The organism is Nocardia acidivorans NBRC 108247 (assembly GCF_001625085.1).
In the GTDB taxonomy this organism is placed as follows: Bacteria; Actinomycetota; Actinomycetes; order Mycobacteriales; family Mycobacteriaceae; genus Nocardia; species Nocardia acidivorans.
In genome coordinates, this window is sequence record NZ_BDAW01000074.1 from 1 (window position 1) to 14,418 (window position 14,418).

General features: G+C 67.0%; 23 protein-coding genes. 22 read left to right on the forward strand and 1 reads right to left on the reverse strand.

Features of this window, described 5'->3' with window-relative positions:
• From NA10_RS37755 to NA10_RS29160, 18 genes are all read left to right on the forward strand, one after another.
• Window positions 1–303: hypothetical protein (locus NA10_RS37755; protein WP_169812665.1), on the forward strand; the 303-nt coding region annotated here is incomplete at its 5' end.
• Entirely contained in the window at window positions 303–560 is a 258-nt protein-coding gene (locus NA10_RS29090; RefSeq protein ID WP_067573641.1) for a hypothetical protein, read from the forward strand. The genes NA10_RS37755 and NA10_RS29090, both read left to right, overlap by 1 nt.
• A complete protein-coding gene (locus NA10_RS29095) occupies window positions 557–1,396 on the forward strand; it encodes a PD-(D/E)XK nuclease-like domain-containing protein (RefSeq protein ID WP_067573643.1) in 840 nt (279 codons plus the stop codon). Before NA10_RS29090 ends, NA10_RS29095 begins: the two co-directional genes overlap by 4 nt.
• A complete protein-coding gene (locus NA10_RS29100) occupies window positions 1,386–2,444 on the forward strand; it encodes a recombinase RecT (protein WP_067573645.1) in 1,059 nt (352 codons plus the stop codon). Before NA10_RS29095 ends, NA10_RS29100 begins: the two co-directional genes overlap by 11 nt.
• On the forward strand, window positions 2,441–2,776 hold the full coding sequence (locus NA10_RS29105) for a hypothetical protein (protein WP_067573647.1): 336 nt from the start codon (window positions 2,441–2,443) through the stop codon (window positions 2,774–2,776). The genes NA10_RS29100 and NA10_RS29105 overlap by 4 nt, the downstream gene beginning before the upstream one ends.
• The gene (locus NA10_RS29110; protein WP_067573649.1) at window positions 2,773–3,147 is read left to right on the forward strand and encodes a YfdP family phage-associated protein; all 375 of its coding nucleotides are present in this window, start codon (window positions 2,773–2,775) and stop codon (window positions 3,145–3,147) included. Before NA10_RS29105 ends, NA10_RS29110 begins: the two co-directional genes overlap by 4 nt.
• Window positions 3,144–3,995, forward strand: a complete 852-nt coding sequence (locus NA10_RS29115) for a DUF2303 family protein (RefSeq protein ID WP_067573651.1) — start codon at window positions 3,144–3,146, stop codon at window positions 3,993–3,995. The genes NA10_RS29110 and NA10_RS29115 overlap by 4 nt, the downstream gene beginning before the upstream one ends.
• Window positions 3,996–4,067: 72 nt before the next feature.
• Window positions 4,068–5,207 carry a hypothetical protein gene (locus NA10_RS37175; RefSeq protein ID WP_157556805.1) on the forward strand — a complete coding sequence of 380 codons (1,140 nt, stop codon included), beginning with the start codon at window positions 4,068–4,070 and terminating at the stop codon, window positions 5,205–5,207.
• A 6-nt stretch (window positions 5,208–5,213) separates the two neighbouring features.
• Window positions 5,214–5,711 (forward strand): P-loop NTPase family protein, encoded by a 498-nt coding sequence (locus tag NA10_RS29125; protein WP_067573655.1) that lies wholly within the window; start codon window positions 5,214–5,216, stop codon window positions 5,709–5,711.
• Window positions 5,704–6,384: a hypothetical protein gene (locus NA10_RS29130; protein ID WP_157556806.1), complete on the forward strand. Its 681-nt coding sequence runs from the start codon at window positions 5,704–5,706 to the stop codon at window positions 6,382–6,384. The genes NA10_RS29125 and NA10_RS29130 overlap by 8 nt, the downstream gene beginning before the upstream one ends.
• The gene (locus NA10_RS29135; RefSeq protein ID WP_067573658.1) at window positions 6,381–6,881 is read left to right on the forward strand and encodes a hypothetical protein; all 501 of its coding nucleotides are present in this window, start codon (window positions 6,381–6,383) and stop codon (window positions 6,879–6,881) included. The genes NA10_RS29130 and NA10_RS29135 overlap by 4 nt, the downstream gene beginning before the upstream one ends.
• A gap of 36 nt (window positions 6,882–6,917) precedes the next feature.
• A complete protein-coding gene (locus tag NA10_RS29140; RefSeq protein ID WP_245677981.1) occupies window positions 6,918–7,445 on the forward strand; it encodes a hypothetical protein in 528 nt (175 codons plus the stop codon).
• A 17-nt stretch (window positions 7,446–7,462) separates the two neighbouring features.
• Window positions 7,463–8,494: a hypothetical protein gene (locus NA10_RS29145; RefSeq protein ID WP_067573660.1), complete on the forward strand. Its 1,032-nt coding sequence runs from the start codon at window positions 7,463–7,465 to the stop codon at window positions 8,492–8,494.
• Entirely contained in the window at window positions 8,491–8,772 is a 282-nt protein-coding gene (locus NA10_RS37180; RefSeq protein ID WP_157556807.1) for a hypothetical protein, read from the forward strand. The genes NA10_RS29145 and NA10_RS37180 overlap by 4 nt, the downstream gene beginning before the upstream one ends.
• A 33-nt stretch (window positions 8,773–8,805) precedes the next feature.
• Window positions 8,806–9,027: a hypothetical protein gene (locus tag NA10_RS29150; protein ID WP_067573663.1), complete on the forward strand. Its 222-nt coding sequence runs from the start codon at window positions 8,806–8,808 to the stop codon at window positions 9,025–9,027.
• A gap of 168 nt (window positions 9,028–9,195) precedes the next feature.
• Window positions 9,196–9,651, forward strand: coding sequence for a hypothetical protein (locus tag NA10_RS29155; RefSeq protein WP_157556808.1), 456 nt, complete (start codon window positions 9,196–9,198; stop codon window positions 9,649–9,651).
• 293 nt (window positions 9,652–9,944) lie between these two features.
• Complete coding sequence (locus tag NA10_RS39275; RefSeq protein WP_281180268.1) at window positions 9,945–10,067, forward strand: hypothetical protein; 123 nt, start codon at window positions 9,945–9,947, stop codon at window positions 10,065–10,067.
• The gene (locus tag NA10_RS29160; protein ID WP_067573666.1) at window positions 10,064–10,288 is read left to right on the forward strand and encodes a hypothetical protein; all 225 of its coding nucleotides are present in this window, start codon (window positions 10,064–10,066) and stop codon (window positions 10,286–10,288) included. Before NA10_RS39275 ends, NA10_RS29160 begins: the two co-directional genes overlap by 4 nt.
• Window positions 10,289–10,369: 81 nt before the next feature.
• Here the strand turns inward: NA10_RS29160 and NA10_RS29165 are convergent, their stop codons facing one another.
• Window positions 10,370–10,870: a hypothetical protein gene (locus NA10_RS29165; RefSeq protein ID WP_067573668.1), complete on the reverse strand. Its 501-nt coding sequence runs from the start codon at window positions 10,868–10,870 to the stop codon at window positions 10,370–10,372.
• A gap of 61 nt (window positions 10,871–10,931) precedes the next feature.
• Between NA10_RS29165 and NA10_RS29170 the strand changes: the two genes are divergently transcribed.
• The 4 genes from NA10_RS29170 to NA10_RS29185 form a co-directional block, all read left to right on the forward strand.
• Window positions 10,932–11,267 (forward strand): hypothetical protein, encoded by a 336-nt coding sequence (locus tag NA10_RS29170; RefSeq protein ID WP_067573670.1) that lies wholly within the window; start codon window positions 10,932–10,934, stop codon window positions 11,265–11,267.
• A gap of 125 nt (window positions 11,268–11,392) precedes the next feature.
• A complete protein-coding gene (locus NA10_RS29175; RefSeq protein WP_067573682.1) occupies window positions 11,393–11,728 on the forward strand; it encodes a hypothetical protein in 336 nt (111 codons plus the stop codon).
• A complete protein-coding gene (locus NA10_RS29180; protein WP_157556809.1) occupies window positions 11,706–13,280 on the forward strand; it encodes a terminase large subunit domain-containing protein in 1,575 nt (524 codons plus the stop codon). The genes NA10_RS29175 and NA10_RS29180 overlap by 23 nt, the downstream gene beginning before the upstream one ends.
• Window positions 13,281–13,293: 13 nt before the next feature.
• A partial coding sequence (locus tag NA10_RS29185) for a phage portal protein family protein (RefSeq protein ID WP_067573674.1) occupies window positions 13,294–14,418 on the forward strand: 1,125 nt, incomplete at its 3' end.

The following is a 14,418-nucleotide window of genomic DNA, read 5'->3' on the forward strand; positions in this document are numbered from 1 at the left end:
GGCGAAGAACCGACCCCGAATCCCATCGAGCAGCGTGTCTGCTCGTGCGGGCGCGAGTTCAGCCCGGCGTTCTGGAACACCACGCGATGCCGCGCGTGCGTCCTGGGACTCGTCGACGCCGCGCCGGTCCGCGAGCATGTCGAGGCCCTGTTCCCTGAGATGAACCAACGGCGGATGAGCGCGGAGTCCGGCGTCCCTTGGAACACTATTCGTTCGCTACGGGCCAAGCGCGGGAGGCAGCTCGTTTCCGCGCAGGTCGCCGAGCAGCTGCTCGCGCTCGAGCCGATCGCCGAGGCGTCCTGATGGCGCGCCACACCGACCACGACGAGATTGCCGCCGAGGCCCTGCTCGTCTGCGAGGCGATACGCGAGCTCGCGCCGTTGCAGGTCTACACCACGCTCGCGATCCGATGCGCCCGCGATCCCGAGCGGATGGCGCAAGTGCTGATGTGCGTCGCTGCGTGGGTCGACTACGAGGGCCCTGTGAGTGAACTCGCGAAGCGGGTCGACGAGATCGTCGAGGGCCGGATCCGCGCCGTCGGTCAGAGGCTCGTCTCGTGACCGCGGTCGTGATTCGCACGCCGGGCCTGTACCCCGGAATCAGCGCGGCCGACTATCACGCCGATATTGATTCGCTGTCCGCCTCTGGTGCGAAACTGCTCGCCACCCGCACACCGTACGAATTCTGGTACGCCCAGAACAACCCGCCGGTGCGCAAACGAGAGTTCGACCTCGGTCACGCCGCCCACCGCGAAATCCTCGGCGAGGGCGAGGAACTCACGATCATCGACGCCGCCAACTACAACCGCAAGGCTGACCGCGAGGCGCGCGACGAGGCGTACGCAGCGGGCCGCGTGCCGCTGCTGGTCGAGCAGTACGAGCGTGTTCAGCTGATGGCTCGACGCGTGCACGGGCATCCGCTCGCGGGCGCGCTGCTGGCCGACGGCGTCGCCGAGATGTCCGGGTGGTGGTTCGATGAGGACGCCGGAATCTGGCTCCGGTTCCGCCCGGACTGGATGGCGCAACGCGGCGATGTCCTCTACGTCGCCGATGTGAAGACCACACAGGACGCCGCACCGGCGGCGTTCGACCGGTCCGCAAAGAGGTTCGGCTACCACATCCAAGACCCTCACTACGTCGAGGGCGCGATGAAAACCACTGGCGCGCAACAGGTCCGATTCGTGTTCATCGTCGTATCGGTCAAACCGCCGCACATGGTCGACGTGACATACCTCCAGGACCACGACGTCGCCGAGGGCGCGCGCGAGAACCGTCGGGCCCGACGCATATTCGCGCGCTGCCAAGCCTCGGGCGAGTGGCCCGAGTACCCGATCGGACCCCGCCCAATGTCCCTGCCCTACTGGCCCCACCACGAGGAAACAGAAGATGACGACTGAAATCGCAATCAGCGAGCCAACATCGGCGCTCGCGATCGCCGCCGAGCAGCGCGAATTCAACGATGCTCAGGTCGCCGCGCTGCTACAGCTCGCCGGAGTGAAGGATGCGCCGCCCGAACAGCTTGCGCTGTTCTTTCACCGCTGCCGCGCAACAGGTCTCGACCCGTTTGCGCGACAGATCTACCTCATTGGCCGCAAGACCAAGACCAGCGGATACAACGGCGAGCCCCCGAAGTACGAGACCGCCTGGACAATTCAGACCGGCATTCACGGAATCCGGCTGAACGGCCGTCGCGCCGCTCGAAAAGCGGGCAACCATGTGAAGACCGAGGGCCCGCTCTGGAAAGGCCCGGACGGCGGCGAGTGGGCAGAGGAGTGGCTTGGCGGTAGGGGCAAACCGCCCGCCGTCGCCAAGTTCGTCGTATTCGTCGACGGCGAGCCCCATGTCGGCATCGCTCACTATGACGAGTTCGTTCAGACCAAGTACAACGGCGACCCGAATTCGATGTGGGCCAAGATGCCCGCGAACCAACTCGCCAAGTGCGCCGAGGCGCAGGCATGGAACCGTGCCTACCCGGATGATTTCTCGGGTCTGCTGCTCGAGGATTCCGTCCAGACGATCGAGCCGGACGGCTCGCCCTCGCCGACCCGCGTCTTGTCCGAGCGCGTCGCGCCGACGGCCGCCGAGATCATCGCCGCGCCCGCCTCGGATCCGGCCACGAAACAGGACATTCCACAGGTCGAGGCACCGGCCAAGGCCTCGCCCGACGGCGGGTCGAAGCGGGCCCGCGGTAAGAAGGCGACCGCCTCGTCAGTCACGCAAGCGCAGATCGACACCATCGGCGCGCATATGGCCGCGCTGCAAGTCGCCGAGTCCGAGCAATTCGATCTCGCGTCGCGGATCCTGCGGCGGCCGATCGCCAGCGCTACCGAGCTCACCGAGACCGACGGCGACGAGCTCATCGCCGGACTGCTCGAGGCCCGCGCCGCCGACGACGAGGCCCGCGCCACCGCCGAGGCCGTCCAGGCCGAAGGCGCGGCCCAGTGAGCAACCACAACCGCACCGAGGCCGAGCGCATGATCGGCGCGGCCGAGCGCGCCGACGTCGCCGCCGCCGCGGGCCTGGCCGGTATCGCCAGCGCTCATGCCTTGCTCGCCGTCGAGGATCGCCTCTCTCAACTCGTCGATATCGCCAACGCCGGGCGGTCCGCCCTTGAGCGAATCGCTGCGACCAATGAGGTCGGCGTCGCCATCAACGCCGCTGCGACCGGAGTAGGGACGCCGACACCGGCAAGCCGCGTCACGGCCGAGGCGTGGATCCGCGCCCAGATTCTCGAAATCGTCACGCCCCCAACCAATCCCGAGGAGAACACGAAATGACCGACAACCCCACCGAGGACGAGGCCGTCGTCCGGCCGTTCGCCGATTTCCTGGTCGAGCTCCGCCGCGGCGCGCCGCACACCGAACTCTCGACCGCCCTGCACGATCTCATGGCCGCCGTGCGCGAGACCGGCAAGCCCGGCTCGATCACGCTCACAATCAAAGCGAGCGTGCAGAAGCGCACCGACATGATCGCCATCGCCGACGCCGTCACGCGCAAACTCCCTGCCCTCGAGCGGCCGGAATCGCTCTGGTTCATGGACGCCGACGGCAACCCGACTCGGCGCGACCCGAACCAACTCGAATTCGAGGGCATCCGCGCTGTTCCCACCACCCCCACCGCCACTATTGGAGAGGCCCGTCAGGCATGAGCACCTACACCGACAACATCAACGCCGAGACCGCTGTCGTCGCCGATATCGCACGCGAGTCCCAGCGGTTCAACGCGCGAATCAATTCGAACGACGGCGACGTCCGCGTCGATATCGTCCGCAGCGACGAGCGCGTCGTGAACCACTCGTTCGAGGAATACGCCGATGTACCGCACCGCCCGCGCGGCGGCGCGACCGTCGCCAGCGTGGACAGTTTCGCGACCCTGCTCGCCATGGAGGAGCACCGCGGCGCGGTCATCTTCGCGGATGAGAGGCGCACCGCGCTGACCGCTGTCGTGAACTTCCACGGTTGGCGCGATCACCGAGTCACGCTGGCGCTGAGCCTCTCTGACCAGTTCGAGAGGTGGAAGCATACGAGCGGGAATCTGTTGCGGCAGGCGAATTTCGCCGAGTTCATCGAGGACAACCTCGCCGACATCGTCGACCCGACCGGCGCGGACATGCTCGAGTTGGCCCAGAGTTTCCAGGCGACCAAGTCCGTCGATTTCGAGTCCGGCACTCGGATCGCCTCCGGCGCTGTGCGTTTCCGGTTTGTCGAGCAGGTCGACGCCAAGGCCGGTCGCGCCGGTGACCTCGAGGTCCCCTCGACATTCGTTCTCGGACTCCCGATCTGGCGCGGTGGCCCGCGGATCGAACTGCGTGCGGCATTGCGCTACCGGATTGAGCGGGACGGGCTGTACCTCGGTTTCAAGGTCCTTGCGATTGACGAGGTACTCCGCGACGCCTTCGCGGGGGCCGCCGCGGCCGTAGAGGAGCGACTCGACGCCGACCACGGGCACACCCTCGTGTTCGGCCCTGCCCCGGACGCAGTTTCTGCCCTGGCATGACCCACCGGCACCGGCGGGCCGCCTATGTGTGGCCCGCCGGTGCGCTCTCTCTTTTCCACGAAAGGCACGGATATGAGCCTGGATCCGCGCGAGTTCATTCGCGTTCACTCCGGGATGCCAGAGCACCCGAAGGTTGAACCCCTGAGCGACGGCGCGTTCCGCGCGCTCGTCGAGGCATGGTGCCTGTGTCGGCGTAGCCGTAACGACGGCCTCATCCCGCTGGCCACGTGGAATAAGCGATGGAAGTTGAAGGCCCGCAAGGAGCTCATTGCCGCGGGCCTGGCGCACCTGCACGCCGACGGCGTCGAGGTGCATGACTGGCTCGAGCACCAGCCCAGCGCGGCTGAGCTCGAGCACAACCGGTCTGTGCGCGCCGAGGCGGGCCGCAAAGGCGGCAAGCAGTCCGGCAAGGCACGCCAGCGCCGAAGCATGGGCGAAGCAAACGACCAAGCAAATGCTGAAGCGTTTGCTTCGGGATTTGCTTCACCTCCGAACGGTCACGAAACGGTAACTTCCGAGCAGATTCTCGACGAGATCGCATCCGATCCGGACCTCTGGAAATCAGTTCAAAATCAGACCCGTTCTGACGCTGTACAAACTGCCCTACCTGCGGATTCATCTCAGAACGGTGAAGCAATTGCTTCGGTTTTGCTTGACCAAACGCTGAAGCCCAGCCGAAGCAAAACCCAACCAGACTCAGACTCAGAGAAAGATATGGGGCGCGTTGGGGAGAAAACGTACGTAAGTAGTGCGGGGAATTCGGGCGAAAAACGCCCACCCCCAACGCATCACGCAGAGCACCCCGAGTGGGATCCGGATTGCCCGGACTGCACCGCGGTAATTGACGACCGGATCGACTTTCAGGTCGCGCGCGTCGACGCCACACCGCCGCCCTCGCGGTACTGCCCCGACCACCCCGACGGCACGGGCGACTCATGCCGACCGTGCGGCGTCGCCCGCCGTGCCCGCATCGAGTACGACGCGACCCAGGCCGCCGCCCATGCGGCCCAACGCACCGCCGAGGCCCATCGCGCCGCCGAAGTGCGCCGCGCCGCCATCGCCGCGTGCCACATGTGCGACCCGACCGGCTACCACGGCACGACCGTTTGCGACCACGACCCCGAACGACCCGAACGAGCTCGCCGACGGCTCGCGGAAATCCGCGCGTCCCTCGGCAGCAAGCAACTCATCCCCGCCGACCACGAAAGCTGAATTCCGATGCCCCCCAAGAGCACATACCCGACCCATGCTGAGTACCTCGCCAAGCTTCCGCCATGGACCGAGGATCCGCTCGCGCACCTCGTGCACACCATCGCCGCCTACCCCTCGACCAACCCGGCCGAGATGGCGATCTACGCCACCATGACAACCCACCTCGAGCCCGGCGTCCCCGCCCGCACCGGCATCACATGGGGCGACCTCCGGGCCGTCGCCGCCGAGCTCGGCGCGCTGCGCCAGGCCCTCGTTGACATTCGCGCCACCGACCACCGACAGCCGCCTACTCGGCTCATCGCGACACCCGAAGACGCCGCCGCTCTGCCGGACCGCTCGATCGTCGTCGACCGCGACGGCGACGTGTGGCAAGCCCGCGGCGGGGTGTGGTGCAGCTACGAGACCTCACCGTGCGGGTCCGAGCGGCTCGTGAACAGATTCGGCCCGATCACCCTCATCAGCGATCCGGAATCCGCTGCGCACCAGGAGAACCCGCGTGCCTGAGCCCGAAATGTTCCCGCTCACCACCCACCCGACGTACACGAAACAGTTCCTCTCGTTCGATGAAATGCGCCATGACGTCGAGCATTTGATCGAGGGCCTGAATTTCGTTGTGTCCTGGGACATCTGCACCGAGGCCGACCGCGATTACGACGGCGTTCCACTGTTCTCGCTGCTGGCGTTCTCGCCCCGTACCTCGACAACGATGGAACTCAGGACCGGCGTGTTCGACCGGGCCGAGGTCGAGGCGTGGCTCGCCGGTCCGATCCGCGCACGGACGATGCGGTGGTACGGCTGGACCGAGCCCGAGTACCGCCCGGATCTGGTCGCCGAGCGTGAGGCCCGCGAGTCGGCGACCCGCATAGCCGAGCTTCAAGCCGAACTCAGGCGTATGCAGGTCCAGCTGAAGACGCCCACGAGCGTCCGCGAGCACCAGGCCGCCGCCGACGCCCGCCTCGACGGGTACATCACGGGATGGCTCGCGGCGGTTGTCGGCGCGTACCTCGAATCGTTCGCCGCAGTGCTGGGAGTTCCGGTCTCGGCCTGGGACATTCCCGGAGCGGTAGCCGCTGCGGCGGCCGCGGTGCGTGACGACACCCGGGAGGCAGCCCGCGCCCGGCTCGCCGAAATCGACGCTGTCGAGGTTCCGGCCGGTACGCCGGGGGCCGACTCGTGAGCCGAGCGGAGGCGCGGCGCATCACGTGCGCCACGTTCACGGCGACCGAGCGTGCCCTACTCGGCCGGTTCGCTGGCGACGTTGCCGATGTCATCGCTTCCCCGGAATACACCATCGAGGGATTCCGACACAGCCGCGGCGGCGGCGGCGGACGAGGGTTCGAATTCCAGTTCACCCGGACCGCTATCGAGGGCACTTGGCATGAATTCATCCCGGACCGGTGGCATGGGAACGGCGAGCCGTACCGGTGGCGCTATGGCCGATTGCTCGCTCAGGCCTCGGTCACCTATGGCCGCCTGACGCGCTGGGTCGAATCGCTACCGGCCACGGTTCGCGAGCAGGTGAGTACTTGGTCGCGGCGGCACCCCGTCGACACAAGCGATTACCGCGCCCTGTCCGTTCTGCTCGCCGACCTACTCCGCGAGCCCGTTCCGGTACCCATCGCGGAGCGGGAACCCGTCGACCTCTTGGAACTATTGGAGTTGACCAATGCCTGACACACGCCGCAGCGATGCGCCGAAGGTGGCGGCCCGATGAGCCGCGCCCGGATCCGCGAGGCCGCCGTCGAGATCGTCGCGAAGTACCTCGCCGCCGCCGACAGCGATCCGACGACGCAGGAACGCCACCAGGCCGCCGCCGAGGGCATCGTCGACGCCCTCGGCCCGCGCATCTGCGCGCCGCCGCGCCGCCGCACCAGAGCCAGCGCCAAGAGCGCCGGGGGAACATTCGAGACGCTCATCGTCCGGGGCCTGGCCGTCGGCCTCGACGACGATCGGATCGAGCGACGCGTCCGAAACGGGGCTCGCGACCGTGGGGACGTGGCCGGCGCCCGGGCCCCCGGCGGCGGCCGCCTGGTCCTCGAATGCAAGGACTACGGCGGCGAGATACATGCAGCTCAGTGGGTCGCCGAGGCCGAAACCGAGCGGGAGAACGACGGCGCGCTCGCCGGTCTTGTGGTTGCAAAACGCATGGGGACGGCGAAATTCGGCGATCAATACGTCCTGATGGCAATGCGCGATCTCGTCGCGATCCTGACCGGCCGCCGCAACAACATCATCTGACCGAGGGAGGCGAGACCATGACCGAAATCCGGTGCCCGGCCTGCGAGCGGCCCGTCGCCGACGGGCACACACTGTGCTCGGAGTGCGGCGGCCGACTCATCGCCGAACTGCTGGCGGTGCCGGGCCTGGTCGACGACTGGACGACCACCCGCGCGGGACTGGCCAGACTCACCAACGAGCGCGCCGTCGGCCGCGCCGCCGAGACCGCGTTGCCCGTGCAGTCGATCGCCCGCGATGTACGCGAGGGCGAGCGCGAGGACCCTGTCGGCGCAACGCTGCGCGGTGACCGCGCGCGGTCCCACCTCGACACCGCCGTCGGTGGATGGGCGCGCGTGATCGCCGAGGAGCTCGGAGTCGAGATACCGATCGGCGCACGAGGTTTGGTGCAGCTCGTCATGAACGGGCGCATGGCGCGGCGCGACGGCCCGCCCGCCGTCGCGGTCGTGCGCTGGTTCGAAGGCGCGCCCGTTGGCCCGCCGCAGCCGCGAGCGCGGGTGGCGCGCCGCGGCGCTGAATCGCTCGCAGAGCCAGCGAGTCCTATCGAGCAGGCCGCGATATGGCTGGCGTGTAATCCGCGCGTCCTGCGCACGCACAGCGCCGCTGGTGACATCCTCGCCGACATCACCGGCGCAACCGAGGCGGTCCGGCGCGTGATCGACCTACCGGTCGAGCGTCGGTACCTCGGCCCGTGTCCGCACTGCTCGGGTGATCTGCGCGCGGCCGTCGGCGAGACCTGGGTCCGGTGCCGAGGATGCCTGACGCAATACCCGGTGAGCGAGCTTGAGGACGCCGCCCGCGCCTCGGCCGCACACCGGCTCTACACCGCCTATGAACTGGTGCGCGTGCTGCCCGAGCTCGGCGCACCGATCGCAAAAACGACGCTGTACCGGTGGATTCGGGCCCGCAAGCTCGTCGAGCGCGGCTGGATGGACCGGGCCCGGCGGATCACTACCACCAAGCATCACGCGACCGACACCGCCGTCTATCGGGCGGGCGATGCGATGGCGCTGGCGAAACGAGACGAGGACGAGGGAGGATCGGCGGCATGAGTCGCACAGGTAGCGAAGGGGGTTCGTGGATCATCCTCGATCGTCCCAAGCCACCAGCAGTCGACGACGCAACGCGCTACTGGCGCGATCCGCCACCGGAACGCTCGGTCGCTTGTGAATATTGGGCGCGGCAGATCGAGCGCGGATGGCTACCGAATCGGCGAATCGGCAGGATGGGCTATCACGTTGCGACGGAATGGTTCGGCGTCTACATCTGGGAATACCTTCACGTCTTGTACCCGATGATCGAGGCCACACGAAAGACCAGGACGGCGTAACCGTGAGCAGTCCGAGGATGAACCGCGCGGGCGATGCGATGGCGCTGGTATACCGCGCGAAATCTTGTCGCCGCGATATTCAGCCTCGTCTACGGCTCAATGTGGCTGTACGTCAACGGGATTGGCCGTCTCCCGAAGGATAAACCGATCCTCAAACATCAGGTATGGGGACGCTTCATCGCGTTCGGAACGGCGGCGCTCTTCGCGGGTCTGATCGTGCTCGTCATACGCCTGGCGGTCCAGCATGTACCGTGAGCCGTGCGCGCAAACCCTGAAAACTACATCGAGATCGCGGCACCCTATGCCATAGATTGCATTGGCTAGCAACAGTGTTCGATCGAAAGGCCATCCGTGCCCGCCTCTGCCAGACCGCCTCGACTACGCCAAACCCTCACGCTGTGGACGCTCGCCATCGCCACGCCCATGCTGATCGCCGGTTGCGGTGACAACGACACCGCTAATTCCTCAGCCACAACCACTACGGCCAGGACCACCACAATCGCGACCGCAGCAAAGGCCACGACCACCACACCGACTCCAGCGATAACCACCTCGGCGACGGCACCCGCCGGTCAACCTGTCGCCGACGAGCTCGAGACCTTCATCCGCAGCGGATTTGGACTCACCACCGGTCAGCCATACAGCGACCTCATCGGCAAGCCCGGTGGCACATGGGTTGGGCACATCACGTCGATATCGGTCGACGGCAAGACCGCACATGTACGCATGGACAGCCAGACTGACAACGCTCTCGGTCAGAGTGCCTCCAAGTCAATCGCCAGCCTCGTACGTCTCAGCGGGACACCGTTGGCACACAAGCTCTCGACGATCATCGTCGAGGACGAGACCGGTGCAGTTCTGGGACAAACGGCAGTCTGACTACAGCAAGGGTGTTGCGCGCAAACACCGAGCTCGCTTACTGTGGCACTACAAACCGCGACTGACGACCCGACCCCGGGATCCGATTCAGCCGCGGTTTTTTCATGCCTGCGGCGCGTCAACCGGCCGAAGTTCCGGCAAGCAATCCAACGAGAACGCTCACGGCCCGGATCGACTCCGCAACCTCGGAACGCCATGCAGTGCGCCGAGGGATCACGCTGCGTTGCCGCAGGCATGAACCTTCCGGAATCTTCGGAAGGTTCACCCCGCCACCACAACCCAGGAGCTACGCCATGCTCAGTGCCATGTCCGGCACCCTCGCCGATGTCCCCTCGTCACTGTCGGCCGCCGCCTCGCACGCCCCCTGGTCGCTGCTCGGCAGACTGGCTCTGGCCATCCTGCAAGTCGTGCTGTGACGCTCCCGACCGTCGGGCGCATCGTTCACTATCAGAGCTACGGCACGCCCGGCGGCGAGCACGCGCCCGCACCGCAGGCCGCCATCGTGACCAAGGCCGAAGGCAACCTCGTCAGCCTCGCCGTCCTCTACGACAACGGCCTCAGCTTCAAGACCGACGTTCCGCACGCCGAGGGCGACGAGCCCGCGGCCGGTTGCTGGAACTGGCCTCCGAGGGACTGACATGGAACTGCGGTACCCGCTTTTGATTCTGCCGCCCTGTTGGTGGACGTCCATTCTGGCGACGCACAGGTACGGCCCCCGCTAAGCGACCATCCCGAGCACTATCCCAACCGCGGTGACAAGAATGCCGAACATTGCCCAGCCGAGATCGCGCAGCGCGGTGGAAGCCTGCACGACCTCCAATCCCGAGACCGCCTCGGCGACAGCGGATCCGACCGTTTCGATAGTCACGACAGGGCTGTCACGAACAACGTCAATCCTCGCGTTCGTCGCGTCGATATCCGCTCGCAGCGCATTGACGATCTCGATCAGGCGCGCCACCTTATCCTCAAGGGGCGCTGACGAATTCACGGGATATACGGCCCGCGCACTCGCGGTTAACGTTCCCTCTCCGCCTATGGTTATTGCACGCGCCTCGATCGCGCCCGGCGCTACTAACTTGCCTTTGACCTGGGCACCGAGCTTCGCAAGCCCAACACGCAACCTCGTAAACCGGCCGGTCAACCTGTTCCAGGCGTACACCAAACCGCACCCGGTAATGAGCGTGCCGACCAATTCCACAGCGCTACCAATGGTTTCCACGTCGCCACCGTATGCATATCCAACGCGGCCCGCAGGCGATCCAACCCGTTGGGGGTGAGTCATGGTCCGTCGCACGACGACACAGAAGGGCCTCGGCTGGCGGCACCAGCAACAGCGCGCCGACCTACTCACCCGGCACCGCGACGGCCGCCGATGCTGGTGGTGCGACGAGCCGATGTTCCGCGACGCCGCCCGCAACGTCGACGGCGAAGCATTGGCCGCCGACCACACGATCGCCCGCTCGCAGGGCGGCACCCTGGCCGACAGACTGCTCCATGGGGTGTGCAACAAGCAGCGAGGCGACGGCTCGCGCGACCACCTGCGACCGGCCCTCACCCGGGCCCGCGGCGGATGCCCGGGCAACGTCCTCGACTGGGCCGCCCCCGCAAGCCTCTGACCTGCGGTTTTGCCGAGAAAGGGCTCTGACCTGCGATTATCCGGGGGGCGGGGGGCCTGACTTCGGCGGCGGTAGTCAACATTTTTTGCACGGGGCACTGAGCTCCAGTGCAGAGGGGGGTGCCCGTGGACCCCGAACTCGACCCTGCGGCCGCCGCGCTGCTCGAATCGCTCTCCGAACCGACCGACTCGGCCGAGCTCGCCGCGCTCGTCCTCGAGGCGGCCCGGATCAAAGGCAGGCTCGACCGTCTCGACCGTCTGATCTCGGGCGACGAGGAACTCTGGGCCCGCCTGGTCACGGCCCGGGGCGGCGACGACACCGTCCTCGAGGTCCGAATCGACTCGACCCTGACCGAGGCGCGCCAGCAGGCGACCGTTTTTCGGCAGATGCTCGCCGAAATCGTGCGCCGACGTGGCGAAGACAGCGGCACCGGTGGCTATGACCCCCTCGATGATCTCTAGCGTCGATATCGACCGCGAGTTCGCGGCGATCATCGCGGCCGAGTGGCCCAAGCTCGTCGGCAGGCAGAGCCCCGAATCGGTCTGTTACACCGAGGGCGACCCGGACCTCGGGCGCAAGGCCGCCGAGATGGGCCGCCGGTCGGCCTCCCGGATCCGCGTCATGCCCTGGCAAGCCTGGTCCCTCGACCGATTGCTGTCCAAGGGCCCCGACGGCACCTGGACGCACCCCGAGTGCTGCCTGATCGTCCCTCGGCAGTCCGGCAAGTCCCTCGTTCTGTCGCTGCGCGTGCTGTACGGGCTGTTCAAGCTCGGCGAGAACATCGTGTTTTCGGCACAGCAGTGGGAGACCGCTAAGTCGCTGTGGAAACGCACCTGGGCGATCGTCAAAACGACGCCTTGGATGATGAAACACGTTGCGTCGCATACGTGTTCGCAGGGTCGAGGCACGATCGTGCTCGAATCGGGCGCACAGGTTGTGTTCACGACCCGGAGCGCGAACGCCGGGCGCGGTCTCGATCGGGTCGACCTTGAGATTTACGACGAGGCGTACGACCTCACCGAGGCCGACATGGCCGCGCTGTCGCCGACCAAGATGGCCGCCTCGGATCCGCAGACGATCTATACCTCGAGCGCGGTCAACCAGGCCCAGCACCCGAACGGGAAGGTACTTGCATCGGTTCGCCGCCGCGGCCTGGCCGGTGAGCGCGGGTTGCTGTTCGCCGAATGGATGGCACCCGAGCATCTCGACCGCACTCTCCCGGCCACCTGGCGCACAGCGAACCCGTCCTACGGCGTGATTCAGACCGACAAGAAGCTCGAGGCCGAGCTCCGCAAGTTCTCGACCGAGGCCGGTCGCAAATCGTTCGACGTCGAGTACCTCGGGCGCGGCGACTGGCCGGTCGACGCAGACGAGGTCGAGCCCGCGGTCGACCTGGACTGGTGGACCCAGCACGCCGAGACGAAAGTCCGCGTTCATGGGCCGCGAGCGCTGGCGATCGAGATGTCGACCGATCGGCAACTGTGCCTGATCGCCGCGGCGACCCGCACGGCCGCACCCGCGGCCCGCACTCGCGTCGAGATCGGCTACTACGGCCCGCCCGGGCCCGCGCTCGCTCGAATCGTCGACCTGGTCGACCGGTGGGATCCGTGCGCGATCGTGATCAACTCCAGTTCTCCAGCCTCGGCGCTGGCGGCGAAGCTGGCCGAGCTCGGCATCGAGCCCGAGATCACGAACGCACAGCAGTCCGCGCAATCGTGCGGCGGATTCATCGACGACGCGGGCGAGGGTCGGATATCGCACGCGGGCGACGACCGGCTGTACCGGGCCCTCGAGACGACACCGACGATCGAGGTTACCGGCGGCGGTATCCGCTGGGACTACACCGCCCCGTATGCCACTGCCGCACAGGTGGTTTCGCTCGCCCGCTGGGGCCTGTTGACCTTCGGGAAGATCACCAGCCCACCGCCGTCGCCCTCGACCGGCGGCACCACCACCGCGACCACCCGCCCGCGCTCGTTCGGCGAGCTCGACGTGTTCGCCGCAGCGTTCTAGGAGGTGAGCGACCATGCCGACCGAGGTCAAGCCAGCCAAACCCGTGTTTCGTGAAAAGGGCTACGTCTACGGGCAGCACGCGGGCAACGGACTCAGCGAATTCTCGCAGTGGGAGCAGTTCGAACGCGTCCCCGAGCTGCAATGGCCCGCCGCGATCGAGATCTATACGCGCATGGAACGCGAGGACTCGCGCGTTACGTCGCTGCTGTCGGCGATCGGCCTGCCGATTCACCGCGCGAAATGGCGTATCGACGCCGCGGGCGCGCGCCCCGAGGTGGCCGAATTCGTTGCCCGGAACCTCGGCTTGCCGATTCAAGGCGGCGGCGATCTCGCCGCGCCGGTGCGCCGCAAAGGCCGGTTCTCGTGGAAACAGCATCTCGAATACGCGCTGAGCTCATTGCAGTTCGGGCACGCAGTGTGCGAGCAGGTCTATCGGGACTACGGCGACGGCCGGATCTGGCTGCACAAGCTCGCGCCGCGCCCGCAAGCGACGATCTCGGCGTGGAACGTCGCGGTCGATGGCGGCCTCGAGTCGATCGAGCAGTTCGCACCGGCCGCTGCGGGCAGCGTCGTCTATGGGCCGTCACCGCTCACCCTCCCGGTCGGCCGCCTGGTCATCTATTCGCGAAAGATGGAACCCGGCAAGTGGATTGGCAAGTCTCTCTTGCGGCCGTCGTACAAGCACTGGCTACTCAAAGATGAGTTCCTGCGCATCGAGGCCGTCGCCGCCCGGCGCAACGGCGTCGGCGTGCCGGTCGCCACCGCCGCCGAGGGCGCGACACAAGCCGACGTCGACAAGCTCGCTCAACTGGCGCAGGCCTACCGGGTGGGCGACGGCGCGGGCGCGGCTCTGCCCTACGGCGCGGCGCTGCAACTGCTCGGTGTGCAAGGCAATTTGCCCGATATCCGTGCGGCGGTCGCCTATCACGACACCATGATCGCCATTTCGGGCCTCGCGCACTTTTTGAACCTGGCCGGTGGTGGCTCGTACGCGCTGGCATCGGTGCAGCAGAACACTTTCGTCGAGTCCGTCCAGGCCGAGGCCGAGGCCATCGCCGACGTGTTCAACCTGCACGTGATCGAGGACCTCGTCGACGTCAATTTCGGGGCCGACGCCATCGCGCCGCGCCTGGTATTC

Bases quoted from the DNA above. Each gene is read 5' to 3' on its own strand.
- NA10_RS29100 (WP_067573645.1), top strand. From the start codon at position 1,386: ATGACGACTGAAATCGCAATCAGCGAGCCAACATCGGCGCTCGCGATC.
- NA10_RS29170 (WP_067573670.1), top strand. From the start codon at position 10,932: ATGGTCCGTCGCACGACGACACAGAAGGGCCTCGGCTGGCGGCACCAG.
- NA10_RS29110 (WP_067573649.1), top strand. From the start codon at position 2,773: ATGACCGACAACCCCACCGAGGACGAGGCCGTCGTCCGGCCGTTCGCC.
- NA10_RS29155 (WP_157556808.1), top strand. From the start codon at position 9,196: ATGCTGATCGCCGGTTGCGGTGACAACGACACCGCTAATTCCTCAGCC.
- NA10_RS29140 (WP_245677981.1), top strand. From the start codon at position 6,918: ATGAGCCGCGCCCGGATCCGCGAGGCCGCCGTCGAGATCGTCGCGAAG.
- NA10_RS29115 (WP_067573651.1), top strand. From the start codon at position 3,144: ATGAGCACCTACACCGACAACATCAACGCCGAGACCGCTGTCGTCGCC.
- NA10_RS29145 (WP_067573660.1), top strand. From the start codon at position 7,463: ATGACCGAAATCCGGTGCCCGGCCTGCGAGCGGCCCGTCGCCGACGGG.
- NA10_RS37175 (WP_157556805.1), top strand. From the start codon at position 4,068: ATGAGCCTGGATCCGCGCGAGTTCATTCGCGTTCACTCCGGGATGCCA.
- NA10_RS29180 (WP_157556809.1), top strand. From the start codon at position 11,706: ATGACCCCCTCGATGATCTCTAGCGTCGATATCGACCGCGAGTTCGCG.
- NA10_RS37180 (WP_157556807.1), top strand. From the start codon at position 8,491: ATGAGTCGCACAGGTAGCGAAGGGGGTTCGTGGATCATCCTCGATCGT.
- NA10_RS29090 (WP_067573641.1), top strand. From the start codon at position 303: ATGGCGCGCCACACCGACCACGACGAGATTGCCGCCGAGGCCCTGCTC.
- NA10_RS29150 (WP_067573663.1), top strand. From the start codon at position 8,806: ATGCGATGGCGCTGGTATACCGCGCGAAATCTTGTCGCCGCGATATTC.
- NA10_RS29125 (WP_067573655.1), top strand. From the start codon at position 5,214: ATGCCCCCCAAGAGCACATACCCGACCCATGCTGAGTACCTCGCCAAG.
- NA10_RS39275 (WP_281180268.1), top strand. From the start codon at position 9,945: ATGCTCAGTGCCATGTCCGGCACCCTCGCCGATGTCCCCTCGTCACTG.